Origin of the sequence: Pedobacter lithocola (genome assembly GCF_042650845.1) — a bacterium.
Classification (GTDB): Bacteria; Bacteroidota; Bacteroidia; order Sphingobacteriales; family Sphingobacteriaceae; genus Pedobacter; species Pedobacter lithocola.
Genome location: NZ_JBHSBW010000004.1, coordinates 1 through 26,102 on the forward strand (window position 1 = coordinate 1; position 26,102 = coordinate 26,102).

The 26,102-nt window shown below is 31.8% G+C and carries 27 protein-coding genes; all 27 read right to left on the reverse strand.

The window, feature by feature from the left end; all coding sequences use genetic code 11:
- Positions 1 to 307 precede the first annotated feature (307 nt).
- The 27 genes from ACFOWA_RS01915 to ACFOWA_RS02045 all read right to left on the reverse strand — a co-directional run bounded on the left by ACFOWA_RS01915 (position 308) and on the right by ACFOWA_RS02045 (position 26,100).
- Entirely contained in the window at positions 308 to 1,213 is a 906-nt protein-coding gene (locus tag ACFOWA_RS01915; RefSeq protein ID WP_378981222.1) for an NAD-dependent epimerase/dehydratase family protein, read from the reverse strand.
- Positions 1,206 to 2,414 (reverse strand): glycosyltransferase family 4 protein, encoded by a 1,209-nt coding sequence (locus ACFOWA_RS01920; protein WP_378981224.1) that lies wholly within the window; start codon positions 2,412 to 2,414, stop codon positions 1,206 to 1,208. The genes ACFOWA_RS01915 and ACFOWA_RS01920 overlap by 8 nt, the downstream gene beginning before the upstream one ends.
- Positions 2,415 to 2,417: 3 nt before the next feature.
- Positions 2,418 to 3,272: a dTDP-4-dehydrorhamnose reductase family protein gene (locus tag ACFOWA_RS01925; RefSeq protein WP_378981226.1), complete on the reverse strand. Its 855-nt coding sequence runs from the start codon at positions 3,270 to 3,272 to the stop codon at positions 2,418 to 2,420.
- On the reverse strand, positions 3,269 to 4,387 hold the full coding sequence (wecB, locus tag ACFOWA_RS01930) for a non-hydrolyzing UDP-N-acetylglucosamine 2-epimerase (protein ID WP_378981228.1): 1,119 nt from the start codon (positions 4,385 to 4,387) through the stop codon (positions 3,269 to 3,271). Before wecB ends, ACFOWA_RS01925 begins: the two co-directional genes overlap by 4 nt.
- Positions 4,388 to 4,415: 28 nt before the next feature.
- Positions 4,416 to 4,838, reverse strand: a complete 423-nt coding sequence (locus ACFOWA_RS01935; protein WP_378981230.1) for a hypothetical protein — start codon at positions 4,836 to 4,838, stop codon at positions 4,416 to 4,418.
- A 16-nt stretch (positions 4,839 to 4,854) separates the two neighbouring features.
- Positions 4,855 to 5,898 (reverse strand): polysaccharide biosynthesis protein, encoded by a 1,044-nt coding sequence (locus tag ACFOWA_RS01940; RefSeq protein ID WP_378981232.1) that lies wholly within the window; start codon positions 5,896 to 5,898, stop codon positions 4,855 to 4,857.
- A complete protein-coding gene (locus tag ACFOWA_RS01945; RefSeq protein WP_378981234.1) occupies positions 5,885 to 6,664 on the reverse strand; it encodes an AglZ/HisF2 family acetamidino modification protein in 780 nt (259 codons plus the stop codon). The genes ACFOWA_RS01940 and ACFOWA_RS01945 overlap by 14 nt, the downstream gene beginning before the upstream one ends.
- Before the next feature lie 2 nt (positions 6,665 to 6,666).
- Complete coding sequence (hisH, locus tag ACFOWA_RS01950; RefSeq protein ID WP_378981236.1) at positions 6,667 to 7,281, reverse strand: imidazole glycerol phosphate synthase subunit HisH; 615 nt, start codon at positions 7,279 to 7,281, stop codon at positions 6,667 to 6,669.
- Positions 7,281 to 8,423, reverse strand: coding sequence for an N-acetyl sugar amidotransferase (locus ACFOWA_RS01955; RefSeq protein ID WP_378981238.1), 1,143 nt, complete (start codon positions 8,421 to 8,423; stop codon positions 7,281 to 7,283). Before ACFOWA_RS01955 ends, hisH begins: the two co-directional genes overlap by 1 nt.
- Complete coding sequence (locus tag ACFOWA_RS01960) at positions 8,416 to 9,567, reverse strand: glycosyltransferase family 4 protein (RefSeq protein WP_378981240.1); 1,152 nt, start codon at positions 9,565 to 9,567, stop codon at positions 8,416 to 8,418. The genes ACFOWA_RS01955 and ACFOWA_RS01960 overlap by 8 nt, the downstream gene beginning before the upstream one ends.
- Positions 9,568 to 9,574: 7 nt before the next feature.
- Positions 9,575 to 10,627 carry an acyltransferase family protein gene (locus ACFOWA_RS01965; RefSeq protein ID WP_378981241.1) on the reverse strand — a complete coding sequence of 351 codons (1,053 nt, stop codon included), beginning with the start codon at positions 10,625 to 10,627 and terminating at the stop codon, positions 9,575 to 9,577.
- Positions 10,628 to 10,690: 63 nt separating this feature from the next.
- Positions 10,691 to 12,130: a hypothetical protein gene (locus ACFOWA_RS01970; protein WP_378981243.1), complete on the reverse strand. Its 1,440-nt coding sequence runs from the start codon at positions 12,128 to 12,130 to the stop codon at positions 10,691 to 10,693.
- Positions 12,117 to 13,004 carry a glycosyltransferase family 2 protein gene (locus ACFOWA_RS01975; protein ID WP_378981245.1) on the reverse strand — a complete coding sequence of 296 codons (888 nt, stop codon included), beginning with the start codon at positions 13,002 to 13,004 and terminating at the stop codon, positions 12,117 to 12,119. The genes ACFOWA_RS01970 and ACFOWA_RS01975 overlap by 14 nt, the downstream gene beginning before the upstream one ends.
- Positions 13,001 to 13,960 (reverse strand): glycosyltransferase, encoded by a 960-nt coding sequence (locus ACFOWA_RS01980; protein WP_378981247.1) that lies wholly within the window; start codon positions 13,958 to 13,960, stop codon positions 13,001 to 13,003. The genes ACFOWA_RS01975 and ACFOWA_RS01980 overlap by 4 nt, the downstream gene beginning before the upstream one ends.
- Positions 13,953 to 15,089 carry an SDR family NAD(P)-dependent oxidoreductase gene (locus tag ACFOWA_RS01985; RefSeq protein ID WP_378981249.1) on the reverse strand — a complete coding sequence of 379 codons (1,137 nt, stop codon included), beginning with the start codon at positions 15,087 to 15,089 and terminating at the stop codon, positions 13,953 to 13,955. Before ACFOWA_RS01985 ends, ACFOWA_RS01980 begins: the two co-directional genes overlap by 8 nt.
- A 7-nt stretch (positions 15,090 to 15,096) precedes the next feature.
- A complete protein-coding gene (locus ACFOWA_RS01990) occupies positions 15,097 to 15,678 on the reverse strand; it encodes an acyltransferase (RefSeq protein ID WP_378981251.1) in 582 nt (193 codons plus the stop codon).
- A 5-nt stretch (positions 15,679 to 15,683) separates the two neighbouring features.
- Entirely contained in the window at positions 15,684 to 16,355 is a 672-nt protein-coding gene (locus ACFOWA_RS01995) for a CatB-related O-acetyltransferase (protein ID WP_378981253.1), read from the reverse strand.
- A gap of 13 nt (positions 16,356 to 16,368) precedes the next feature.
- Entirely contained in the window at positions 16,369 to 17,904 is a 1,536-nt protein-coding gene (locus ACFOWA_RS02000) for a lipopolysaccharide biosynthesis protein (protein WP_378981255.1), read from the reverse strand.
- A 4-nt stretch (positions 17,905 to 17,908) separates the two neighbouring features.
- Positions 17,909 to 19,096 carry a hypothetical protein gene (locus ACFOWA_RS02005; RefSeq protein ID WP_378981257.1) on the reverse strand — a complete coding sequence of 396 codons (1,188 nt, stop codon included), beginning with the start codon at positions 19,094 to 19,096 and terminating at the stop codon, positions 17,909 to 17,911.
- Between the two features lies 1 nt (position 19,097).
- Positions 19,098 to 19,649, reverse strand: coding sequence for an acyltransferase (locus tag ACFOWA_RS02010; RefSeq protein WP_378981258.1), 552 nt, complete (start codon positions 19,647 to 19,649; stop codon positions 19,098 to 19,100).
- Positions 19,650 to 19,663: 14 nt separating this feature from the next.
- A complete protein-coding gene (locus ACFOWA_RS02015) occupies positions 19,664 to 20,401 on the reverse strand; it encodes an SDR family oxidoreductase (protein WP_378981260.1) in 738 nt (245 codons plus the stop codon).
- Positions 20,394 to 21,317 carry a Gfo/Idh/MocA family protein gene (locus ACFOWA_RS02020; protein WP_378981261.1) on the reverse strand — a complete coding sequence of 308 codons (924 nt, stop codon included), beginning with the start codon at positions 21,315 to 21,317 and terminating at the stop codon, positions 20,394 to 20,396. Before ACFOWA_RS02020 ends, ACFOWA_RS02015 begins: the two co-directional genes overlap by 8 nt.
- Positions 21,314 to 22,036 (reverse strand): acylneuraminate cytidylyltransferase family protein, encoded by a 723-nt coding sequence (locus ACFOWA_RS02025; RefSeq protein ID WP_378981263.1) that lies wholly within the window; start codon positions 22,034 to 22,036, stop codon positions 21,314 to 21,316. The genes ACFOWA_RS02020 and ACFOWA_RS02025 overlap by 4 nt, the downstream gene beginning before the upstream one ends.
- Position 22,037: 1 nt before the next feature.
- Positions 22,038 to 23,084, reverse strand: a complete 1,047-nt coding sequence (locus ACFOWA_RS02030; protein WP_378981265.1) for a nucleotidyltransferase family protein — start codon at positions 23,082 to 23,084, stop codon at positions 22,038 to 22,040.
- The gene (gene neuC / locus ACFOWA_RS02035; RefSeq protein ID WP_378981267.1) at positions 23,071 to 24,183 is read right to left on the reverse strand and encodes a UDP-N-acetylglucosamine 2-epimerase; all 1,113 of its coding nucleotides are present in this window, start codon (positions 24,181 to 24,183) and stop codon (positions 23,071 to 23,073) included. Before neuC ends, ACFOWA_RS02030 begins: the two co-directional genes overlap by 14 nt.
- Positions 24,180 to 25,205 (reverse strand): N-acetylneuraminate synthase, encoded by a 1,026-nt coding sequence (neuB, locus tag ACFOWA_RS02040; RefSeq protein WP_378981269.1) that lies wholly within the window; start codon positions 25,203 to 25,205, stop codon positions 24,180 to 24,182. The genes neuC and neuB overlap by 4 nt, the downstream gene beginning before the upstream one ends.
- A complete protein-coding gene (locus ACFOWA_RS02045; protein ID WP_378981271.1) occupies positions 25,198 to 26,100 on the reverse strand; it encodes a methionyl-tRNA formyltransferase in 903 nt (300 codons plus the stop codon). The genes neuB and ACFOWA_RS02045 overlap by 8 nt, the downstream gene beginning before the upstream one ends.
- Positions 26,101 to 26,102 lie beyond the last annotated feature (2 nt).

The following is a 26,102-nucleotide window of genomic DNA, read 5'->3' on the forward strand; positions in this document are numbered from 1 at the left end:
CAAGTTCCGGTAACTAAACCTACATATCCGGTACCAACTACGGCTATTTTCATATATTTAATGAAATTATTATTTTATTATATTTTGTTGTCAACCCTCAGTTTATAGAAGAAAGCATCTTATTTAGGTATTAAATAAATACTAAATGCTTTAGACCGCTATACTGTCTTTTATAATCTTTGTCTTAAAATGTGTTGGTTATAAAAAATAATATAAACATTACCCATTTATTAAATACAGCTTTTCTTCATTGCTTATATAAGATTATCATCTAATAACACCTGACTTGTGTATTCCACTAAAAAAATTATTTATGGTTTCGAAAGGAATCAGCAGTTTTTAATAATCCCATTTTTATATCAGTTGGAAAAGGTAATTTAATTGCCTCTTTTATCTTCTGATTGCTAACAATATAATTTTCAGTTAACTTATTCAGTCGTTCTGTGCTTAAAGGCAAATTTAATATATCACCAATTTTAACAATTTGCCTAATTAAGTTTGATGGAACTTTCCAAAGCTTAGGCTTTTTCCCTAAAGAATCAGATAATATACTAACCACTTCATTTGTAGATAAACTTTCATCATCAGCAACATTATAAATACCTGAAGGAATATTTTGATCAAGAAGAGATTTGATTACAAAACATAAATTTTCTATACTTAAAAAGGAACGTCTATTTTCAAAAGCGGCTAATGGGTATGGTATTCCCTTTTGAACAAACTTGTATAAAAGATTTAGGTTCCCCTTATTACCCGGTCCGTGAATCATACACGGACGTAAAATATAATAAGATTTCCCTTCTGGTAATTTTTGCGATTGAATATATTGCTCTGCCATCAATTTTGATTTACCATAATGAGTTAGTGGATTTGCTATAACGTCTTCCTTTAACACTCCTTCAACGCCATCAGCAGCTGCCTTAACGGAACTTATGAAAATGAATTTCTCAACTTTGGATTTTAGAAAAGCATCATAAAGACCTTTTGTCAACTCAAAATTAACCTGATAATATTCATCAGGATTTGAAAACTTTTTAAGGTCGTGAGCTTTGCCAGCGAGGTGAATGATTGCATTAGTATTGCTTAGATCCCAATTTTGATTAACCAAATCATCTCTGTTAATTCCTTGAGCATTAATCCCTAAATTATTTAGATATGGCATTAAATTCTGTCCTACAAACCCTGTGGCACCCGTTAATGTGATCTTATTCATAATTTAAAATATATTCTAACTTATCTATAAGTAATTCTCGTTCAAAATTTGCATCAAAGTATATCCTCGAATTTTTTCCCATTTCTCTTAATTCTTGCGGATTTAACTTTGCCATTGCTAAAGCTTTACCAGCTAAAAGTTGTGGATTCTCTGCCTCGCTAACTAATCCAGCTTTAGCTTCTTTTACAACCCTTCCACCCTCACCATCAAGTGACGCAAGAATAGGTTTTCCACAAGCTAAGTAGGACTGAATCTTTGAAGGAATGGTTAAGCTAAAAATATAATCCTTTTTTAAACTTACTAATAGGCAATCGGCACAAGAGAAAAAGCCAGGCATTGAATTCACCGGGTGTGAACCTAATAAAATGACATTATCCATTAAATTGTACTGCTTTATCTTTTCTTCTACAAAAGTCTTTTTTCTACCATCACCCAAAATTATCCACTTAATTTCCTTGTTTACTTTAGAGACAATCTTAGCTGCTTCCATTATAGTATCAAAGTCTTGTGACTCACCAATATTCCCAGCAAACATAATTTTAAACCCTTTTGGCAAAGTAATCAAAACTTCTGGGGATGGATCTTGCACTACAAAGAAGTCTTCAACAGAGTTAGGGTAATAAATAATTTTATTATTATTAACTTTTTGAACAAGTAGTATATTTCTAAACGCTTCAGATTGAATGAGGATTTTGTTACTATTTTTATAAATCCATCTTGTTAAATTTTCTAAAGCATTTAAAATCGTCTTATTTTTAATGCCACCTGCAGCAGTTACACTTTGCGGCCATAGATCCTGAACCCAAAAATAAATAGGTGTCTTTTTTCTGAACTTGTAGATGATGGCTGGTATCCCAACAGTAATGGGAGATGGCTCGTACACTAATATTTTGTCGAAATTCCCCTTAATGAAAAAAGCTTTGAATGAAGCAAAGATAGCAAAGGATAGATAATTCATCATCAATCGTAAACCACCCGACTTTCCTCTTGAAATGAGGTTTACTCTATGTATTTTTATATCATTCCAAAACTCAGTACTTTTTGATAAAAAGGAGTAGTTTTTATAAAACTTACCCTGAGGATAATTTGGCTTACCGGTCAATATTTCTACTTCATGCCCTCTTTCAACTAGTGCTAAAGCGATATCATTTATCCTGAAACTTTCTGGCCAAAAATATTGGGTTACTATCAGAATTTTCATCAATTAATAAACCTTATAAAGCGAACGTTTCTCCTCAATCCAGACGCTCATTTCCTGCAACATTTGTTTATAGGATGGTACTACATATTTAAATGAATCGTTAGTTTTTATCAATGATTTATCTATGCTATAATCAGCAAAAGGTTCTATTTCAATATCAGTCTTGTTAAATATTTGCTTAAAAAGATTTATCAAATCATACTTGTTTATTTTTTCATTATTGACGACATGATGTAAACCTGTAATATCTTCATCTATCGCAGCGATGATAACCTTCGCTAATTCAATTGTAGTTATACCTGTCCAATATGCATTTGTATAACCTCTAACTTTACCTTTTTGATTCATAAACCAATGAAATAGGCCTATACCTTCTTTTTTTAATTCTGGTCCTATTATGGATGTACGAATAGTTAAATTATCCCCATAAGTAACTTCACCAAGTGATTTTGTTTCTGCATATAAACCTTTGCCGTCTTTCAAACTTGCTTCCGTATATCCACCTCTTTTACCGTCAAATACACAATCGGTGCTAATATGAATTAATCTAAAGCTAATGGCTTTACCAATTTTCGCTAAGAAATGAGGAAAGTAACAATTTAATAAGATTGACTTTTCCGGATTGTCTTCAGCATCTTTATTTAATATTCCAACACAATTAATAACGAAATCTGGGTTTTCTTCTTCTAAAACTTCAGTTAGTTTTTCGAAATCAGTCACATCAATTTTGTGTGAGGGATTATGAAAGTCACTACCTCGGGCTATATCAACAATCTTAAGTGTTGTATGCTCTTTTAAATAGTGATAAATTACATGGCCAGCCATACCTTTTGACCCAATAACAACTACCTTTCTCATTTGTTCCACGTTACCCTATTTACGATTGATGTATAGCTTTGAATCGCTTTAATCACTCTATTTGAAGTATTTTCTACATTATATTCCCACGGTAGTTCATCACCATTACCCTCTGTCCCCTTAACTACGGCAATTGCTTGTAATATTTCATCCTTACTTATACTTCCTAACACAATAGAACCTGCATCTATAGCTTCTGGTCTTTCCGTACTCGTTCTTATGCTAATAGCCGGGAATTTCATCATGGCAGATTCTTCACTGATTGTACCACTATCTGACAATACAATAAACGATTGTTTTTGTAGATGAACATAATCAAAAAAGCCAAGCGGCTGCACATTTCGAATAAGTGGATGAAATTGAATATTTTTTTGTATTATTCTCTTTTGTGTTCTTGGATGTGTAGAAAATATAATTGGCATCTGATAGGTTTCTGCAACGGCATTAAGGCTTTCTGAAAGAATTTCAAAATGATTTTTTAAATCTATATTTTCTTCACGGTGTGCACTTACAACAATATATTTCCCAACTTCTAATTTAAGCTTTTCAACTACAATTGAATTTTGAATTTGTGTAGCATATTTAATCAGCACTTCTTTAAGTGGTGACCCGGTAACAAATACATGATCTTTTCTAAATCCTTCGCTTAGTAAATACCTTCTACTATGTTCAGTATAGCATAAATTAATATCACTTATGTGATCGGAAATTTTACGATTAATTTCTTCAGGCACATTTTGGTCGAAACATCTATTCCCAGCTTCCATATGGAAAATAGGAATTTTTAATCTTTTTGCAGCGATTGTAGATAACACACTATTAGTATCACCGAGCACAAGTAGAGCATCCGGCATTTCCTTTTGGAGCACCTCATAGGATTTTGCAATAACATTACCAATAGTCTCACCCAAGCTATTACCCGCAACACTTAAAAAATAATCAGGCTTCCTAAGTTCCAGATCCTCAAAAAAAATTTCGTTTAGTTCATAATCATAATTTTGCCCGGTATGAATTAGAATGTGTTCAAAAAACTGATCACATTTTTTTATACATTCGGCCAATCTTATAATTTCAGGTCTAGTGCCAACGATAGTCGCTACTTTTAATTTTTGCATATATTGAGTATTGTTATTTCAAATTTTATTACCACTTATACCATAAATTCTTTTCAAACCTAAAATCATCATTAACTGATTCCTCAAGGGTTAAATCTGAAAATATAATCATTTTAGATGGTTGCTCTAGTGCCTGAAAACCTGTAGCTATTCCAGGTGGTATATTAATTACCCTATTGGCTGATGCCTCTAATATAAATTCTTCAAAAGGCAAGTTTTCTGATGGATTTTCCCAATCGTCAGGCTTTACTAAAATTAATTTAAATGTGCCGTTTACAACGTAAAACCACTTTTGTTCCTTTTTGTGACCTTGCCATCCTCGTACAATAGACGTATCAAGTTGTTCAGTCACATAGAAACGCTTTACCAAACTCATATCAAAATCGTTGAAAAATCTTAAAATACCTCTGGTATCTGTATGTATTTTGCCTTGTATTAAACTTGCATTCATTTATTAAAAGAATTAATTATCCAAGGTATTGAGTAATATTATTCTCATTAAAAACTTCTTTTCGAATAAAGGGAAGCTTGCTAAGTAGTTTTTTCATTCCTTCTACGTCTTCCTGTTTTGTATTATGGGAGTGATAATCTTCAATCTTTGAAATATCTTTCTCACCTTCAGAAAAATATTGGGCGTAATTCAAATCGCGGTTATCTGCAGGAATTCTGTAAAACTCACCCATATCCACTGCCTTCAACATTTCCTCTCTTGTGCATAGGGTTTCATATAACTTTTCTCCATGACGAGTACCAATTACTTTAATTTTAGTATCTGCATTGCACAATTCCTTTAATGCTTGTGCCAAATCACCGATCGTACCTGCCGGTGCTTTGTTTACAAACAAATCTCCCTGGTTTCCATGTTCAAAAGCAAATAGAACTAAGTCAACAGCTTCATCTAAAGACATCAAGAATCTGGTCATTGCAGGATCTGTTATAGTGATGTCTTGTCCGTCCTTTATTTGTTGTAGAAATAAAGGTATTACCGAACCCCTGCTAGCCATTACGTTTCCATAACGGGTTAAACAAACTGTAGTAGTGTTGTTTGTAATATTTCTGGATGCAGCCACCGCGACTTTTTCCATAAGGGCTTTTGAAATCCCCATTGCGTTTATTGGATAGGCTGCTTTGTCTGTACTTAAACAAATTACTTTGGTTATTTTGTTGGCTACTGCCGCATCAATTACATTTTGGGTTCCAAAAACATTGGTTTTTGTTGCTTCAAGAGGGAAAAATTCGCAAGATGGAACCTGCTTTAAGGCAGCTGCATGAAATACAAAATCAACACCTCTCATTGCATTCTCAACACTTGTGTAGTCTCTTACATCGCCTATGTAGAATTTTAATTTTGGATGATTTAGAGCAACCCTCATATCATGTTGCTTCTTCTCATCCCTGGAAAAAATTCTTATCTCACTAAAATGATCTGTGTGAAGAAATCTATTTAACACAGCGTTGCCAAAAGAACCTGTCCCCCCAGTAATTAATAATATTTTGTTAACTATTTTCATATAAGTTTTTAAACAAGTTCATTTTGTCTTCTTTAGAAGGATAATTTATAAGTACCGCTTTATATACCCCTTTAAATACAAACAAACTTCCAGCCGCTACACCAATAACTCCATACCTATCAATAACCTCTTTTAAATCAGCCAAAGAACCAGCCCCGCCCAATACAGTCATTGGAACGCTTATCTGTTTTCGCAATTTATCTAAAAGCGAAAAATCAAAGCCTTTCATCACACCATCTTTATCTATAGAATTAATTATAATTTCACCAGCTCCCAATTTTTGAGCTTGCTCAATAAACTTGAAGGGATCTACACCAGCTGATTTTTTTCCATTATGCGTATAGATTTCATATCCCCCCAAAAGCTTTTTCTTTATATCCAAAACCACAATTACGCTTTGATTTCCAACTCTTTCAGAAACCTCCATAATTAACTCAGGCGTTTCTAATACTGCAGAACTAAAAGCTATTTTTTCTACCCCTAAGCTGAAGATACGTTGTGCTTGTTCCACGGTTTTAACACCTCCACCATAACACAAAGGCATTCTTGATTGTACAGCAAGTTTTTCAATTAAGTTATAATTTGGTTCTGCATTATTTACAGTTGCATCAATATCAAAAACCACAAGCTCATCAACTTCTTTCTCATTAAAAATTTTAACAGCATTAATGGGATCCCCAACGTACTTAGGGTTTTTAAAATTAACAGTCTTTACAAGACCATTATCATGAATTAGAAGGCTTGGAATTATCCTAGGTCTTAGCATTATTAAATTTTAGCAAAATTGTGTAACAGAATTTCCCCATAGTGATGGCTTTTCTCGGGGTGAAACTGAATGCCGTATATATTTTCTTTATTAATTGCGCAGGCAAACTCTTCACCATACTTTGAAGATGCAATTATATTTTCTTTGTTATTGCAATGAAAATAGTAGCTATGTAAAAAGTAAAAAAGAGATTCATTTTCTAATCCTTTAAACAAAAAATGATTATTGACAGGAATAACGTCATTCCAACCCATATGGGGTAATTTTGTGTGAATATTAATCTTACTTTCGTCGAACTTATTAATACTTGCATCAATCCATTTTAAACCTTCTTCAGTTCCCTCCTCACTATAGTTACCCATCATTTGCATACCAACACAGATACCAATTACTGGTACTTTATTAATCAGTACTTGCTCATCCAATTTTTCACGCATTCCAGAATCATTTAACCGTTGCATTGCATAATCAAAAGATCCAACTCCTGGTAAAATTATTTTACTTGCACCCACTAGGTCATTGGCATTTTTCGCAACCCGAATTGTGATGTCAAGTCTTCTGTAAACGTTTAAGAATGAATTAATGTTACCAACACCATAATCAATTATTGTAATCATTATCTAAATAATCTTTTTTCCAATCCCAAAAACTGCATGACTTTCGAACCTAATCTTATAATACCCATTTTAGTTTTATAATCACTAAACTTTTTATTTGGCCCACTATATATTTCTCTCAACTGCTCCTTGGTAAGATCTAGTTTATGAGCAACATATTCAAATTCACGTTCCATAACCTGACTATCAACCTCTGGGTACTTTAATCTTTCAAGTGCTTCTTCTCTTTTCATCTGCCCTGTTAAAATTAAGCTTGAGAAATGAGATTTACGACGATCAAAACCAAATTTGGTTGGCAACCAGTAATCTTCATAAAATCTAGTAAATCTTGATTCGTGATGCTTATGTTGAAATTTTTCCCAACCAAATTTATCAAACAACAATTTTTCTGCTGCTTCTTTAGTATATGGTACGTAATTTAGGGGTTTAAAAACTTCCATTCCCAATACATATTTATAATATAATTTGTAAACTAAAATATCGACTAAAGGGAAAGTTTTTAATGGTTTTTTACCAAATTTTTTATGTATATCTGCAACTAAAACCTTGTCTATACCTGGAAATCCACCCCAAGCTTCTGGTTCTCTACAACATTCTGTACTAAAGTTTCCACCTGTTAATACATATTTTATCTTATTTTTTTTAGCAAATTTATAAAGTGCTGAAAAGAAGGCATAATCTTGAGGCAAATCTTGATCTGCGATTTGTGATTTTAGAAAAGCCACCTGAAGATCCTTAATTTCTTCCCAATTAATAACTTCTGTATAAAGATCTAAGTTTAATCCGTTTACAAGTTTTTCAATATTGCCAACAGCCTTATCTGTATTCCAACCAGCATCAACATGAAAAATTAAAGGCCTTAGGCCCATAATTTCTTTTGCTACATATGCACAGTAAGAACTATCAAGACCCCCACTTAGACCAATGATGCAATCAAAGTCTCTATTTTTACCATCTGCTTTAATTTTATCGGCAACTTTCATTAATTGAGTATACCCTCTTTCATCTGTGTGCCAGTTTGGTAAAATGTTTTCTACGAAATTTGTATAATAATCACTCTCCCCTCTATCGTTAAATATAATGGTTGGATCGGTGGTATCCATCACAGTTTTGGTACAAATTTGGTAACTATCTCTATTCATAAGTTTTAATATTTTTAACTAAAAAATTCCAAGTTTCGTTCGAACATGAAGTCCAAGAATAAGATTCCGCTAATTGTTTAGCTTTTTTTGCTTTTTGAAGACGAGTGTCGTCATTTTTAATCAATTCTTCTATTGCCAATTCAATTGAAGCATGATCCATTGGATCAAAATAAACACCTCCATCTTGTAAGACTTCTGGCATGGGTCCAAGATTAGAAGATGCTATTGGTAAACCTACAGCCATAGACTCCAAAAGTGTTACAGGCAGATTCTCACAACTAGATGCAAAAATGGAAATATCAGAATTTGACAACAATGCCGGCATTTGTTGAGGAGTTACAAACTCAACTATTTTAACAAATTCTTTACTAGGATCGGAATTTAATATTTCATTATTTAACATTTCCCTTGATGCACCATTTCCACCACCAGCTAAGATAAGCTGAATTGGGAAGCCCTTTTTTCTTAAACCTGCTATCGCTTTCACAACATTCCATTGATGTTTATACATTTCGGTATTAGAAACATAAACGCACTTTATTGCTTGTTGCTTGGATAGGTTTTCTTTGGGAAAATGAATTGTATTTTTAAAGAGATTACCAACGCCGTGAGGTATTACTACCTTATTCTTAAGTATACCCGTAACTTTTTGAACAGTATTCATAGAATATTTCGTTAAAAAGATAACTCCTCTAGCACTCCGCATTGCTTTATTTTGAACAATCAATTTCATTATATTGCTAAGACGTGCTTTTCCCCAACCATAAATTTTCATCATTCCTGGCTCATACTGTATTAAATCTTGGCTCATTACTACCATCGGAGAAAATGAAGAAAAAGTACTTGCATCAGTTGTGAATAATATATCGATTTCATTGAGTTTAGCTTCCTTTTGTAATTTAAAACATTGCCAAAGGATTTGTTTCAATAAAGACTCTTCTAACTCAACTGGGTTATGTTTAAATAGCCAAGGTTTAGCAGGCAGAGAATCTAGTAAAGATTTAAAACCCCAAACATGAACTTCATCAATACCGTGAAATGCTGGATCACCATCAGATATTAAACCAATTACGTGAGCTTTGGCTCCCCCTGAACGGTTGCGTGATGCATCGATCCCTATTTTTATTATTTTATTATTAATCATATATAAATTATCTCCCCCCACATATAAATAAATAGAATTTAGGGACGACTCGTTTTAGTAACGAGCCTACAAACAGACAAATGGCAATTACTAAAACAGGAGCTACGAAATATATAACTAAAGATAACAATTCACTTTTGTTTGATAAGTAAAAGAAGATTTTTTTCACGAATGATAACATTGGCTCATGAAAAACAAAAATAAAAAAAGAATAATTATAAATTTCAAATTCTCTTTTTGAGGCAATCATAGTGTCATACATACTCCACATTGCTAACCCCCCTATTAATACGCCAATTTTATGCAACAAGCTAATTACAAAAGTGCTTTCAAATGAGTATTGAATTAATGATGTCCTAACTAAAAGTATAATTATCCAAAGTAGTATGTAAATAAATGAAACTTTAGTAATCTTTTCTTTTAAGGCTTGGTTATTATTGATACTGATAAATGACCCCAATACAAAGAAAAACAAAGACTCATTTGCAATTATCATTAAATTGAAGTCAAAAATCCAGATAATTAAAATCGAAACAAGAAATAAATACTTCGTTTTTTTTATCAAATAGAATAGTAAAGGAGCTATGACAACAAGAAACATTAAATCTCTTAAAAACCATAACTGATAGGGTATAGGGTTTATAAAAATAGTTGCAAGAAACTCTTTAGCACTATAATCAATAATATGCTTACCACTAAAAAACAAACCTAATCGGGTTATAGATTGCAAAATGAAAAACAATAGAAGCCAAGATATCGACCAAAAAAGGTATGGAATGACGATTGTTTTCAATCTTTTACTAAACTTTAAAAAAAATTCGCCTAAATGACCTTCTGAATTTAAAAAAAATAAATATCCAGATATAGAGAAAAATAAAGGTACTGCAACTCTACAAATGCCTTGGCTTAAAAATATTTGAATAAATGAACTATATCCATTGTCTAACAAAATAACTTCAGAATCCAAGTTAACTACCAAATTGTATGAGTGTAAGAACACGACAAGTATCATGGAAAAAAAAGAAATCACTTTTAATTTTAAACTTAGGTATTCATTCATAGATTGCAAACTTAATAATTGTTAAATAATTATCTTGACCTTTTTACTTTAAATGTTTATCACTTAAATTTTAGTTATATAATTAAATTTAAAAAATCGCTTAAATATTTTATAAGTAAAAAATATTGCTACAACATCTAAAAGAATCCAATCTAACCCAAAACTATTTAAAGTAGAATAAAAGACCAGCAGAATAAGAGCTCTCTTTAAATAAAATAGATAAATATTACTTTGATTAATGTGTGTGTATATGCTTTTAAAACAATAACCAACAAGGAATATAGGGATTAGTGAAAACCATTTTCCAAATAAAGCATAAAATTCGCCATACATTGTAAACTCGTCAGATTGATATCCTTCTCCTACCCTTGCTAAACTTGGGGTTCCTCTATCATTATATACAAATGTTGTAGCATTTGAAACCCTTGGTGTATCGAAGATGGTAAAACCTGGCGTTAAGACATTGTCGACAATGCTTTTAAAGTAATATATCGGATTGAATATCTCTGAATACTTATCGGAATTAGACATTGTTTCGGCACAATAATCTAAAAAACCAATTCTATCAAAAACCTCCATTAAAACAAGATCGGAACCATCTACAACAACCTCACTAAGATTAAACTCTTTCACGGCTTCAAAAGTCTCACTTCCAATTGTTTCTCTGTTTTCAAGTCTTGGCCTAAGAAAAGTGGATAAGGCAAATATGATGATCATGATCGGCAGCAAGCCCCCCCCAAGTATTAAGTATTTCCGTTCAACTTTAATTGAATCATGTATGGCTAACAAAGCAAATAGTAAATAATTGATAACAGACAAAATAGCAGATCTACTTCCGGTAAGAGTTTGTATAAGTACCATAAAAAGAATTCCAACAAAAACAATTCTTTTCGTTTTAACATCAATTTTTTCTTTAAAAAGCAGCAAAAAAACGATAGCCATAAATAACATTATGCCCAAATTCACGAAAAGACTCTGGATCATACCCATAAACCCTTCTAAAAAGCTTAAGCCACCCTTCTGATAGAAGGCGATAAAGTATCCTATACCAATAAAAATAACAACTAAATAGGTTTTAGCAGGCTTAACATTTGAAGCTTTACTAAGGATACTAGCCTTTAAATTATTTATTTTGAGACCAAAATAAAAAATCAAGTTAGCCACTAAAATAAAAACTAAAGCATCATTAAGATTTTCAGGTACGAAGGGGTAGCGTGTAAAAACATTGGAAAATTCATAATTTAATAAGGTTAAGATCCTTAAAAGAAAATAAATTGTCATCTGTAAGCACAATAAGATCACAAAAGGATCTCTTCTCTTTTCTTCAAAAAACAAAAAAAAACCAATTTGAATAGAAAGTAATGTTCCTAATAGTATTGTATTAAGGTTAACGTATAGCCCGTCTCCTTTTTCTAAATAGGAATACCATAGTAAAAATAAAATACCAAGATTGACTATTTTTAAAATCTTATTTAAATCGATGGCCCTTTTACTTTGAATCATTGAGCTTTATCTTTATAATACTTAAGCAACACATCAAATACCCTGCTACTACCTTAACAACCCTACTCATGCTTGGCCTGTATAAACCATTAATATAAGATTTTTTTGCGTCGGAAAAATGGCCCAATCCATGATACGTTCTGGCCGAGCTAAAATGATGGAGTGATAGAGCAGATTTCTGTTCATCAGCAGAAAGTTCCAAAATATATTTGTCCAATAAGTTCTTGGTTCTTTCTATCTGTTTAATAGAATAAGAAATATTTTCCCCTTCCCAATAACCTCCTAAACTTTGATTAATGTATTTGAAACGGTTCGTTACTTTAGCTACCCGGATCCAATAATCGAAATCCTCAACCGCAATCAAGCTTTTATCTTCTGAAATTTCCCCTACAAGCGAAACAATACTTCTTCTTATTAAAACACTAGAATTTACAATTACGTTCCCATTAAGCAGTAAATCTTTCATAATATCACCCGCTAAAACTTTACCCTTTGCAATTCCCTTTGGCTTTTCAAAATCATGATAAATATCCAGATCATGGTAGATAAGATCAAAATCTTTAACAAATTGACTACAAATCAATAGCTTATTGGGGTACCACCAATCATCCGAATCTAGAAAGGCGATGAATTCTCCTCGAGCAATTCTCAATCCTCTATTTCTGGGCCTAGCTGGTCCCCCAAAATTGGTATCATACTCGTAAATAATATTTAATTTATCTTTAAAATCTTGTACTACCGCCTTTGTGTCGTCCTTTGAACCGTCATCACAAACAATCACTTCAAAATCCTTGTAGGTTTGTTCACACAATGAAAGCAGACATTTCCTGAGCTTCTTAGCTCGATTGAAGGTTGGAATTATAACTGAAATCATAATTTAAGAAGCACTTCCTTCATATGTTTTAAGGCACCTAAAAACAAATAGTAAAGATTAAATTTTTCTAATTTAAATAAACTTGATGTAACACTTGGAAATGATATTATCGCAGCTTTAGTATTTTCGATAAAATATGCAAACCATACTGAAGCTGCACCAATTTTAAATTTAGTTTTGGTTTTACCAGTGATATTATATTTTTTTAAATGGTTATAGAAAATAGCGTAGATTTCTTCTATCTGAACTTTAATTTTAGTTTGGCTTCTAATTGTCGTACCGTGTTGTCTAAAATTATTAAGGCACTTTGTAATATAATAAAAATCAGTAAGTTCAGATAAATTTAACCACAATGCCCAATCCGCAGCCATACTATAATCTTTTGGTAAGCATCCTGCTTTGATGTAGAGGTCTTTTTTTATAATGGCGGCACTTAAATTGGGAATGACACATGAAAAAGTTAAATAATCCCTCATCTGATGTTTAGGAATTATGCTATTCTTATAATGATTAGCTTTAAAAGCCTTTTCTCTCCCAACAAAATCATCAACAAGAATATTATTATACTCATCAACCAGATTACTTCTAGAATATACAACTCCAATTTTCTCATCAATTGAAAAAGCTTTCATTAATTCCTGTATTTGTTCAGGAGCAGCATAATCATCGCATTGGGCAAACATCAAAAATTCACCTTTAGCAAATGGAATACCATAATTACTAGCCTTTACATAACTTCCAGTATTTTTTTCGAGCAAATGAAGGGAAACATTGGAGCGACCATAATATTCTTTTAAGATTTCTTGACTGCCATCAGAAGAATTGTCATCAATTACAATCACTTCTAAATTTGAATAAGTCTGATCTACGATGCTATCTAAAGCTTGTTTTAAAAATTCATGGTGGTTGTAGCTAGTAAAAATTACAGAAACTAGCGGCTGGCTTTCATTAATCATTTAACAGTCCTTTTTCCTTTAACTCGTCCAATGATTTTAGATAATCATCTGTATTTTTTGGAATATCTTTTTGTAGAAGCGCCCAATCTATAAAACTATGTAATCCATCTTTAAAGCTCCACTTAGGCTCAAAACCAATTATTTTTTTAATTAATCCCAAATCTGCAAAGTTATGGCGAATATCCCCCTCTCTAAAAGCTCCCGAAATTTCTATTTTAGATTCACTTTTTAAATAAGCTACTATCTCTTCAGCTACTTCGAGTACATTAACAGAAACACCACTGCCTACATTTAAAATATGCTGTCCTTTTTCTTCTATTTTTAAGCAACTTATTGTTGCTTCAACAACATCGTTAATGTGTATAAAATCTCTACTTTCAAGTCCATCTTCAAAGATATTTATTTCCTCATTTTGTAAAGCCAAGCGTGTAAAAATAGATAAGATACCCGTATAAGGATTCTTCAAAGATTGCCCGGGTCCGTAAACATTTTGATACCTTAAAGCAAATCCATTGATATTTTTTAATTGAGTTGTAAGTATAATCATCTGCTCCTGGACTTGTTTTGTTATCCCATAGAAAGATGAAGGGTGAATTTTAGAGGATTCATCGGTTGCTTTAACCTCTAAATTATGTTTGCCGGATATTGGGCAACAAACCTCAAAGCTCTCTTTTATATTTTGAAAAGTTCTTGAATTAGGATAAACAACTCCATACTCGTTAGAATTATATTTTCCTTCTCCATATATAGACCTTGAAGACGCAACAATAACCGTCTTTATACTATGACTTTCATTAATTATATAATCGCATAAGTTGGCGGTTGCCTGTATATTAACGTTTGAATAATGAGAAACAGCATACATAGATTGACCTGTTCCAGTTTCTGCGGCATAATGTATAACAGCATCTTGGTCTTTGAGTGCAGCGTAAAGCAATTCTCTATCTGCAACATCACCAACAATTAACTTTACTTTTGTTTTTAAATCTTCTGCTAACTCATTTTTTTCTCCATGAATTTGTTTTAGAAAATTATCCAGAATAGTAATTTCATAACCATCTTTAACTAACTTTCTAGCCACATTAGAGCCTATAAAGCCGGCTCCTCCCGTAATTAATACCTTTTTCATATTAAAATTAATAATTTTTATTTACTGGATTCCAGCTTTTAGTTAGAAAGTCGTACCTTTTAATAACTTTAGCAGGACTTCCAACCGCAATACAATAATCCTCAATATCATTTGTAACCACTGAGTTGGCTCCAACTATACTGTTTTTACCTACACTTGCACCTATTATACACACATTTTCACCAATCCAACAACCACTTTGCAAAACTACTTCTTTTTTAAATTTAATTGGCTGATCTTTAATTGCAATACTGATGTCATCATAACCATGTAAATTATCAGAAACATAAACATTATTAGCCAGTAACACATTATTTTGAAAAATTACCTTTCTTATTGATGTAATATGTGCGTAATCGCCAATTGCACAATTCTCACCAATTGAAAGTATAGGCTCATACTCATCTATTTTTAAAGCAAGTAACCAACTACCTCTTTGTACAACGCTATTGCGCCCAATAGTAATGTATTTTTTTCCCTGAACTCTGTTTGAAAAGAAAACAACAGCCCTGATATTTAATCTTTTATAGCTAAAAAAATTAAATAGAAAGTAGAGAAGGTTAGGCATTCTTTTAATGTATTCTATCACTTCCTTTAGATTTTTTTTAAAAATTCAGATACATTACCGAATAAGATATAGTTATTTGATAACCACTCATCCGAAAAATCCCACCATTTTGACGCTAAAAGTAATTCTCTCTCATCCTCTCCAACTCTAAATTTAATATGTTTTGCTGGTACTCCACCCACTACAGAATAAGGTTCCACATCCTTGGTAACAACAGAACCTGCGGCAATTATTGCTCCCGTACCGATAGAAATGCCATCAATTAAAATAGCTCGTTCACCTATCCAAACATCATGCCCTATTGTTGTTTTTTTGAAGGGTAGAAATAAATCCTTGTCACTGAACTTCTTTTTAAGAGGTGTATTTCGCAAATAAAAAGCAGGGTGAGTGCTTACACCATCAACCTTATGTATTCCTGGCCCAATACTAACTTGTGAGGCAATAGAACAAAACTTACCAATATCAGCATTAAAAATTGTCGATTTTTTTTGAATATATGTATGATCTCCAATTGAACAAGAATCTATGATAACATCATTGAAAATGATGCTGTGATTGCCAAATAACGAATTTGATATTTTTGCGCCGGAAAGAAATTCGCAGCTAGGGTGCTTTTTTTTAAACTTGTACAAGTTTAAAATGTCTTGCACATTACTTAATAAATTCTGAACTAATCTTTTTAAAAAAAATACAACCATAATTTATGCCCTACTATTTATTTTTGAATACTTTTTCAAGTAAAGGATTTAATATTGAGTTGATTATTTTTCTATATTCTCGTGAGAAAAAATAATAGATAACAAATGCTATACAAATTACAAACCCATTATAGATAAAATAAATTAATAAATTTATCTTATCTTTTTCTAAAGAAAGATATGATTTTGTGAAAAATGTAATCGCTAAAATAAACAAAATCGGTACTATAGCTGGAGATACTAACTTCCATAAAAAATGCCAAAATTTTAAATTTAAAAGTTTTACAATTATATTTAAGTACACTATAGCAACAGCAAAAAATGCAACCGCTTTAAAGTCTGCAAAAGCCTGCAAACCGATGAATTTAAAAGCAATAAAAACGCCTCCCCAATATACTATGGGTAGCAATGCATTGGTAACGTAAAGAAGTTTTGAACGCTCGTAAGCCATTATTAAAATTCCTGTTGGAGAAGATAAAAAGCTAAACAAAAAACTTAAAACCAGTACTTGAGCAACAGAGACAGAGTTAGCATATTGATTGCCGACCCAGGTAAATATAAAATATTTAATTGTAATGGAAATAGAAAGAACCGGAAAAACTGTTAAAGGCAAACCGAGTATTAAAACTCGGTTAAAAAAAGCGTGTAAACCCTCATAGTCCTTTAAACCAACAAAATGATTAAATTTTGCAATAAAAGGACTAAATACAATGCCAAAAACCGACCTAAAATATTCCATTAAGGTAAACCCAATAGCAAAAATAGCCAAATATTTAGCTCCTAATAATCTCGAAATAACAAAAGGATCTAATTCATAATATAAAACCCAACACAATGTAAGAAAGATAGAAACAAAAGCTAGTTTTTTTGTCTTTTCATATATTACTTTGGAGAACTTAAAAGAACCAAAAAACAATTTATAATCATAACCAAACTGTTTTTTTGCAATGTAAAAACCTAATAAAACAGCAATGAGAGTACAAACCTGAGAAAAGAGAAAATAGCCTACTATTGGATAATCCTTATCACTAAAAAATAATAAAGCAAAAAGAATCTTAATGGCGTTAGCCACAATGAAAATTCTTTGAAAAATATAATCTCTTAAACGTACAGCAAATATTATCTGTACTATTCTTTGCATAACAAAAATAGGGCAGAATATGGCCAGTATTAAAAGCAGATTGCTCGCTATAGATCTCTCTTCAATATTGCTTAAGTTTTTTACAATTAACTCAGGTCTAAAAGAAAGTAGAAATATTCCCAATGCATATAAAGCAACAAATACTAAGAAAATAAAGCCTGTAAAACCAATAATTTTTATTTCCTCTTTTAAGTTTTTTTGGGCATAATATTCAGATGCAAATTTCATTCCTGCACCTAAAAACCCAAAATCGGCGTAAGACAGAAACATATATGCCGCAACAATAAGCGTATAAATTCCGTATATAGTTTGATTAGATGAAAGATAGGGTGTTACTACAAAAATTGCGGCAAAATTAAATAGAATTGAGATGAATTGCCAAAAGTAAATTTTTAGGAATTGTTTCATTTCTTTATTGGGGAAATTTATCTTCTAATTTCAAGAAGCTTATAAAAATATCTTTCGACAAATGGTTTTCGCTTACTTTTGAGGTTAAATATTTGTATTTAAAATCAGAGTATTTCTCAAAATTTATTTTTTCTTCTATTATGATTTCTTTTTCTTTATCCATTGCGATTAGAGTTGCATCGCAAGCATTTACAATGGCTTTGGCTATTACTAAAAATGTTGGTAATACTTCAGTTAAATAGTCACTAGCAAGCAAAACTATTTTTTTTTCATAACAAATAGGAAAGCAAATTGCTGTGCTGGCATGCGTTAATACCAAAGATGCTTCTTTTACCAGATCGTTTGACTGATTAAAAAAAACAGATCTGGTATTGTATGGATTAAATTCCTTGTATCTTTCTGCTTTGGGATGTGCTGCAATAATCACTTTCTTACCTGTTGCCAATTCTAATCTGTCAAAAAAGTGATTTACTTCTTTAAAATACGGTTCTGGTTTTACTGTTTTTATCTTAAAATAACTAGTGTCGGGATGGTACGGCAAGTATTGGTCTAAAAAAACAATATACTCCTCATTATGTACAGGCTGTAATTTTTTATTAAGTATGAACTGATCGTAATCAACTGTATTAACTTCAATTATTTTTGCATTTTGATAATCAATTTCACTCCCTATACCGAGTCCCCAATATCCATTATCTCCAGCTTTAAAAATATAGTCATATGATTTTATATACCCACTTCTTTTAGCAAGGAAAATAATTTTATTAGTGCAAAAAGCCATAATTTTTTTATAGTTTATGGCTTTAATAAACTTAACAATTTTAGATTTCTTATCGGTCTCAGTATCACTAGGAAAAACTCCTCTTGCAAATACTCCTATCTTAAGATTAAATTTTGTAAACAATCTAAACAATCTAAAGACACGCCATTCGAAAGTCATTATCGAAATATACAAAGTATTTTGATTGTCTTGATTTTTTAAATAAACCTCAAGCTCTTTGAAAGAATTAATTTTTACAGTTCCTCCAAAATTAAAATCATCAGAAGTAATTTTATCTGGAAAGAAAAAAGCCGTCAAATCTAAATAGTCTACCTGAATATCATTGTCAAGTAATTCTTCAAAATACAAATCTCTATAGATCGCCTTTGTGAGAGGGAAATATCGGACATAGACAACTTTTTCAAATTCCATACTACCCAATACTTTTAATTATTTTAGCTGGAACGCCAGCTACTACTACACCTCCGGGTATTGACTTCGTGACCACCGACCCTGCGGCAACGACTGAATTTTCACCGATTATTACGCCGGCCAATAAAATTGCATTCGCACCAATCCAACATCCTTTTCTTAACACAACTTCCTTTGATTCATCATGACCTTGATCAATAATTGGGATATTTAGATTTTTAAAAGTATGATTTCCAGTGTAACAATGTACTCCTGAGCCTACCAACACATCATCTTCTATAATAATACCACGGCCATTATCTCCTGGACTAGCAAACAACATTGTACCAGGTCTAATTACAACTCTCTTACCAATGCTAATTTTTGAACAGCAAACTGCGTATGCCCCTGCTCTAAACTCAGCTGTGTCGCTGAAATATTTAAATTTTTTCTTACAGATCTTTAACATTAGTTTTTTAAAATATAACCGCCAATGTGTAAAAGGAATATCAGGTCCTAGCCTATCTGCATTTTTATCAAATTTTATTTTTGTAATGAGGTCTATTATAATCATAAAAAAATTAAATATTAAATTGCAGTCCAGCCTCCATCTACAATTAAGTTTTGTCCTGTAATGTATTTGGCTTCATCCGACAATAAAAAGCATACAGCTGGGGCAATGTCATCTGGATTTCCCATTCTGCCCATTGGAACTTTTTTTTCGTAGTTAGCAACAAACATTTCATGTTGATTATCGAAAATACCTCCTGGTGAAACACAATTTACTCTTACTCCTCGCCTTCCATAATAAGAGGCTAAATATCTTGTAAAATTAATGACCCCACCTTTAATAGCGGAGTATTGCGCTGCTGTACCAATACTTGTATTTTCATAAATTGTCAGATCATTTCCAACCACGCCATAGATTGAAGCCATATTAACAATAGCTCCTTTAGTTTTAAGCAACTCTGGCATAACCTTCTGAATAAACAAAAATGTGGTATTCATTTGCATATCAATATTGGCCTTCCATGAGTCATAAGTTATATCTTCAAATTTAGTTCCCCAATCTTTAGTACGTGGATATGCATTATTGACTAACCCATCAATTTTTCCATAAAATTTAGAAACTGATTTAATAGCCTCTATAACTGAATTTTCTAAAGTAATATCAACTTTTAGCGTACCTTTTTTTAGATCCGTTTTAACATTAATATCTGCATTAATTGCAGTAGCGCCTTTAGCATCAAGATCTTTTATAATTTCTCTGCCCAGCAATCCGGAACCGCCTGTTACAATAATTATTTTATTTTTTAAACTATTCATTATTTAAACATAATTTTAGATTCTCTAAAGAATCTTTAAAAGAATTCATTGGTATTTGATTCGTCTTCAAACAATTAATAAAATACTCTAATTGAAAAATGTAGGTATGTTTAACATCAAAATCCGATGCTTCAAATAAATATTCATTAGCATCATTTTTTAGGGTATTTTTTATTAAATCGACAGTCCAAGTATCATCTTCGAAAACCACTTCTATCTCACGTTTGGGATTTCTTCTGTAATAGTTTAAAATTATACTGGCTGTAAATCCGTCGTATTGCAATATATAGTTTGCATAATCCACTGCATCAATATCCAAACTTGAATTATTTCGCAAAACTGATTTACTTTTATTAGGTGAACCAAAAAGCCAAGTGGTGTAATCTATTTCATGAAATAAATCTAAATGAACACCACCACCCATTTCGGCATTTGCACTATATATATATCTAAAATCCCTTCCTGGCCTCCAATCTGGCAAATAAGAGCCACAATAGATATTAAGCTCATTAATTCTTAAAGGTTTATCTTCCATTTTTTCTTTTAAAAATTTAATGCAAGGATGAAATCTTAAATTACAGGCTACATATGAAACCAATTGTTTTTCTGCGATTAATTCTACTAATTTATTCGCATTTTCTAAAGTATGTACCGCAGGTTTTTCAATAAACAACGGAATACTTTTTTGAGCTAATTCTTTAATAAATTGATAGTGTAAATGGGTAGGATTTGAGATAATGGCAAAATCAAATACAACATTTACAGTATCTAAATCATAAATATTTTCTACACCTATTTCAACTGTGGAATTTATTCCAGATCGCAATGCATAAATTTTAGTACCTATTTTCAAAGTTTGTAGAGCCGCAATATGCTTTCTTGCAATAGAGCCTAAGCCCACAATTAACACATTCATAACTCAAAATCCAGTTTATTGTTTTGCAGCAAATATTCCATAAACAAAAAATCTACCGGATGATCTAAATCAAAACAAATGTGATTCATGACATAAATTAAAGATTTATCAGTAATTGCCGTCTTAGCGCCAGAATCAAAAAAAGATCTTCTATACCAATAGAAAGATGCATTCAAATCATAGACTTTTGGTGCTGACTGGCGTGTCATCACACTTCCATCTGGATTGGTTTTAATTAATGAATAAAATCCACTACTGTTTTCTTCGACCATATTGAAATATGGGTTTCTTGCTGCCTGATTTACGGAAAACAGGTTTTTTGCCTCTGAGTTAGCAATTATAAGCTCCAAAGCTTTTATGACATCATCTACTGTTCTTAGTGGGGAAGTAACATCTAAATCTAGTATAAAATCGTACTTATAATCTACTAATGATTCCTCATGTAATAATAAATCTTTAATCGTATCTATTTTACCAGCTACATCGGTAGCTAAATATTTAGGTCTTGAATATTTAGTAAAAACACCATAGGTTGCTGCTACGGATTTTATTTCAGAATCATCTGTAGATAAAGCTACTTTAACATTCCATTTCTCTTTCAATCTATTAGCAAAATCAATTGAATAAGCAATAAGTGGTTTATCTGCTATCGATTTAATATTTTTATTAGGTATTCCTTTAGAACCTCCACGAGCACAAAGGGTAATTAATATATTCATCTTAAAACTTAATATTATGTATATCTATATGTGCCTTCTCAAAATCTTCATGTTTTCCTACATCCAGCCAATAACCAGAAAAAGGAAAAGAAATAACTTTTAAGTTATCGTTTAATAACTCCTGCATTAAATCGGGAGCATCAAAAAAAATATCTTGTGGTATATATTTCAACATTTCTTTTTTCATTAAATATATACCACCATTAGAATAATAGGTATAGGTGGGTTTTTCTTTAAAACTTTTTACAGCTCCATTATTAGTTTCCAATACAGCATAAGGAATACTTACCTGATAGGGTATAGTTAAAACAGCTAAATCAGCCTTTTGCTTAATAAATTCAAGAAAAAACTGCTCGTAATCGATATTGGTCAACAAATCGGAATTAGTTACCAATATATAATCGTGTTCAAAATTTTTAATTTTAGAAACAGCTCCAATGGTGCCTAATGGTTCGTTTTCCCAAACATATTCTATTTTTATGTTTTTCTCTGTTCCTTTACCAAAATAATTTTCAATTTGTTCCCCCAAATATTTTACAGAAACCCAAAAATCATCAATCCCGAATAAAGCCAACCGATCCAGATTGTGTTCCATTATAGCTTTATTACCTACTTTTAAAAGCGGTTTTGGCACTGCATCTGTAAGTGGTTGTAAACGTTGTCCCCTGCCTCCTGCCATAATTACTGCATCTATAGGCAAGTAAGACCTGATTTTTCTAAAATTGATAACATTTACTACTCGATGATTTTCATCAACTACAGGCACAATTCTGAAATCTCCCTCACGATATTCAATAATTTTTTCCAGGTTATTCTCCCCTTTTATTATATACCTAGGATTATCTTGTATAATTTCATCGACACGACTCTCAATAGTAAATCCTTTCAGTAAACCACGTCTCACATCCCCATCTGTAAGTGCTCCAATTAATCTATCATCTGCATCAACAACAAATAATATAGCATCTTGTCCCAATCGATTGAATTGGAGTAAAGCTTGTTTTATTGTACTTCCGGAAAGAATTAAATGATCTTTATATACTCGCATAAAATTCCTTTACGATTTTAATAATGTTATTGGCAACGTTTATCTTGAAGTAAATATTATCTCCATTGTATGATCCAAAAATAATGGCCTTTGAAACCACTACGATAATGGCCCTTTCTTCAAATTCACAATTTAAAACATTACCACTTTGAATCCTTCCTTTTTGTCTATCTCCTACATTAACAACGTATTTTCCAAATGAAGCAGCTTCCAAAATTCCACTAGAGGTATTTCCTAGTAGGAGTTTAGAATAATACATCGCGGAAAAATATTTAATTTTACCAAAGTTTTCAATTAACAACAATCGATTTGGACATTCCGTTTTCAATTTTTCAATTGCTTCTCTGTAAACAGACCCTTGTGTATCTGCGTTAGGCATTGTTATAATCACAAATGTTTCTTTAGAAATAGTTGCCAAAGCGTTTTTCATAGCTTGGGCGTATTTAACATTTTCTTGTACCGACATAGTTTCCGGATGAAAGGTTACTAATATAAACTCTTCATTGGGAATATTAAATTCTTCAAAGAAAGCAGCTCTATCTATCGGCACAAAGGACTTTATATCATTCAAGCTCAACGAACCAACATCATAAACATCATCTAATGAATCTGTCAAATTAATTACTTTTTTCCTAAATACATCGGTAGCTGTAAAATGTAATTTTGAAGCTAATGTAATTTGATGACGGTAAACATTGTCTATCGCTCCCAATGTAGTTTCTCCTCCATGTATGTGAGCAAATTTTATCCCAAAAGGAATTCCTGCTTGTACAGCAGCACTCATCTCAAAACGATCTCCCAAACAAAACACCAAATCATATGAATGACTCTCCCAAAAGTCTGCAAACTTCAACACAGTCAAGCCATAAGATGATGCTATAGACTGTTCATTATCATTTGAAATCATTGAGGAAATAGTATGAATACAAACATATTGACCCTTTTCTATATCGCTTAATGTATAACCGTGGCTCTTTGACAAATGAGTACCAAAAGCAATAATCTCCATTTCGAAAAAAGAATCAGTTTTCATTCTTTCAAGCAATGGAAGATATATTCCGTAATCAGCTCTTGAGCTAGTTAATATCCCTATTCTCATAGGAGATCAGAAAAAAATAATTTATCAAATTCATTTTTATCTGTTTTCAACTTTTTGCCTACTATATTCTCCCATTCCATCGGAGAAATTCCGTCTCCAGGGCGTAATGAAATAATATCATTAGAGGTAATAGTGGCTCCTTTTAATAAATCCTTATTAATGTGTATACTTTTTCTTGCAATCGCTATATTTTTTGTTTCACTTTTACTTGGCTTTTTTTCTCCATTACCACTCATCGCCAATTCTACATTACGTATTGCCGCAACCATTTCCTTTAATTCAGTTGGTTCTAATGAAGCTACATGATCAGGGCCTGGCAAAGTTCTATCCAACGTAAAATGCTTTTCTATTATTGTAGCTCCTAATGCAACTGCCGCAACAGCCACTTCAATACCAAGTGTGTGATCGGAATATCCAACATTTACCCCAAATGTTTTCTGTATACTTTGCATGGCTTTAAGATTTACATCTTGCATTGGAGTTGGATATTCTGTATTACAATGCAATATTGAGATTTGTGTTTTTGAAAGTCCAAATTTAACCAATACATCCAACGCTTGCATGATTTCTACTTCGGAACACATTCCTGTTGACATAATCACAGGTTTACCAAACAAAGCAATGGCCTTCAAATAAGGATAATTAGTTATTTCTCCACTTGGAATTTTAAAAAAAGAAAGTCCGAGGTCATTCAAATAATGAACTCCTTCTACATCAAATGCAGTGGAGAAAAATTGTATTTTTTTTTCAGCGCAATAGGACATCAACTCCAAATGATCTTCGTGGCTCAACTCTAGTTTTTTCAACATATTATATTGAGAATCATCACCGTCATTTATATTAACACTTTGATACTGTGCTTTTTTAGCTTCTTTACTAACTAACCTATTAGCAACAAAAGACTGAAACTTCACATAATCAACGCCCGCATCTGCTGCAACATCGATTAGCAATTTTGCTTTCTTAATATCACCATTGTGATTGACTCCTGCTTCTGCAATTATTATAACTTTATTACTCATATCCCAGTTTATCACCGACTTTTAATTTTACATCAGTCTCAATTTCACAAATTTCTATAAAACTATCCTCAGTTTTGATTAAAAATCCATCTTCTGTTTTTGCTAATAATTGACCAACTGTACCGATATATTCTTGAGCCCCAACTATTATTTTTGATCTATTAATCTTAACTTCAACACCAGACATAAATGTTGTTGCTATAGGTCCTGGCCTTGAAATGGAACGTATAAAATTAAATAGTCTTCTTGAAGTTTGTTTCCAATTAATTAACTCGTCTCCAATACCTCTTCTACCACAATAAAAACCAACAGGATTAATGGAATCTTGCTTTATTCTTTTTGAATTACCAGATTGAATTTCCTTTATTGAATCATATAAGATCTTAGCACATTCAACATACGAAATTTCCAACAATGAACTATAATTATCATTATCAGTTATTGGATAACTATTTTGTTTAATAATATCGCCCGTATCAATTCCTTCATCTATGTAATGAACAGTAATACCAAAACTATCTTCGTCATTAATAAGTGCCCAATTAAGAATATTTCTTCCTCTGTAAAAAGGTAGCTTACCTGCATGACAATTTATTGCACCCAGCTTTGGTAAATTTATTACTTCCTTCCTGAAAATCTGATTAAAACTCATCGAGACAAATAAATCACAATTATATTTTGCAGCAGTTTTTATGAATTCCTCTGAGTTGATCTTTACAGGGTATAAATAATCAATCCCGTATTTATTCGAAAATTCACTTAAAGTTTTATCATTAGTGTCAGACCTAGGTACAATAAACTGAATAGAAATACTTTCGTCTTTTATTAATTTTTCAAAGGCTAGATGTGACCAAGGGCCATCCGCAAAATATCCAATTTTAATTTTATTTGTCATTT

Coding starts and splice junctions, on each gene's coding strand:
- ACFOWA_RS01975 (WP_378981245.1), bottom strand. CDS start 13,004: ATGATTTCAGTTATAATTCCAACCTTCAATCGAGCTAAGAAGCTCAGG.
- ACFOWA_RS01995 (WP_378981253.1), bottom strand. CDS start 16,355: ATGGTTGTATTTTTTTTAAAAAGATTAGTTCAGAATTTATTAAGTAAT.
- neuB (WP_378981269.1), bottom strand. CDS start 25,205: ATGAGTAATAAAGTTATAATAATTGCAGAAGCAGGAGTCAATCACAAT.
- ACFOWA_RS02000 (WP_378981255.1), bottom strand. CDS start 17,904: ATGAAACAATTCCTAAAAATTTACTTTTGGCAATTCATCTCAATTCTA.
- ACFOWA_RS02020 (WP_378981261.1), bottom strand. CDS start 21,317: ATGAATGTGTTAATTGTGGGCTTAGGCTCTATTGCAAGAAAGCATATT.
- ACFOWA_RS01955 (WP_378981238.1), bottom strand. CDS start 8,423: ATGAATAGAGATAGTTACCAAATTTGTACCAAAACTGTGATGGATACC.
- neuC (WP_378981267.1), bottom strand. CDS start 24,183: ATGAGAATAGGGATATTAACTAGCTCAAGAGCTGATTACGGAATATAT.
- wecB (WP_378981228.1), bottom strand. CDS start 4,387: ATGCAAAAATTAAAAGTAGCGACTATCGTTGGCACTAGACCTGAAATT.
- ACFOWA_RS01985 (WP_378981249.1), bottom strand. CDS start 15,089: ATGAAAAAGGTATTAATTACGGGAGGAGCCGGCTTTATAGGCTCTAAT.
- ACFOWA_RS01940 (WP_378981232.1), bottom strand. CDS start 5,898: ATGAAAATAGTTAACAAAATATTATTAATTACTGGGGGGACAGGTTCT.
- ACFOWA_RS01935 (WP_378981230.1), bottom strand. CDS start 4,838: ATGAATGCAAGTTTAATACAAGGCAAAATACATACAGATACCAGAGGT.
- ACFOWA_RS01925 (WP_378981226.1), bottom strand. CDS start 3,272: ATGAGAAAGGTAGTTGTTATTGGGTCAAAAGGTATGGCTGGCCATGTA.
- ACFOWA_RS02005 (WP_378981257.1), bottom strand. CDS start 19,096: ATGGAATTTGAAAAAGTTGTCTATGTCCGATATTTCCCTCTCACAAAG.
- ACFOWA_RS01915 (WP_378981222.1), bottom strand. CDS start 1,213: ATGAATAAGATCACATTAACGGGTGCCACAGGGTTTGTAGGACAGAAT.
- ACFOWA_RS01970 (WP_378981243.1), bottom strand. CDS start 12,130: ATGATTCAAAGTAAAAGGGCCATCGATTTAAATAAGATTTTAAAAATA.
- hisH (WP_378981236.1), bottom strand. CDS start 7,281: ATGATTACAATAATTGATTATGGTGTTGGTAACATTAATTCATTCTTA.
- ACFOWA_RS01965 (WP_378981241.1), bottom strand. CDS start 10,627: ATGAATGAATACCTAAGTTTAAAATTAAAAGTGATTTCTTTTTTTTCC.
- ACFOWA_RS02025 (WP_378981263.1), bottom strand. CDS start 22,036: ATGAATATATTAATTACCCTTTGTGCTCGTGGAGGTTCTAAAGGAATA.
- ACFOWA_RS01920 (WP_378981224.1), bottom strand. CDS start 2,414: ATGAAAATTCTGATAGTAACCCAATATTTTTGGCCAGAAAGTTTCAGG.
- ACFOWA_RS01960 (WP_378981240.1), bottom strand. CDS start 9,567: ATGATTAATAATAAAATAATAAAAATAGGGATCGATGCATCACGCAAC.
- ACFOWA_RS02045 (WP_378981271.1), bottom strand. CDS start 26,100: ATGACAAATAAAATTAAAATTGGATATTTTGCGGATGGCCCTTGGTCA.
- ACFOWA_RS01980 (WP_378981247.1), bottom strand. CDS start 13,960: ATGATTAATGAAAGCCAGCCGCTAGTTTCTGTAATTTTTACTAGCTAC.
- ACFOWA_RS02015 (WP_378981260.1), bottom strand. CDS start 20,401: ATGAATAGTTTAAAAAATAAAATAATTATTGTAACAGGCGGTTCCGGA.
- ACFOWA_RS02030 (WP_378981265.1), bottom strand. CDS start 23,084: ATGCGAGTATATAAAGATCATTTAATTCTTTCCGGAAGTACAATAAAA.
- ACFOWA_RS01945 (WP_378981234.1), bottom strand. CDS start 6,664: ATGCTAAGACCTAGGATAATTCCAAGCCTTCTAATTCATGATAATGGT.
- ACFOWA_RS02010 (WP_378981258.1), bottom strand. CDS start 19,649: ATGATTATAATAGACCTCATTACAAAAATAAAATTTGATAAAAATGCA.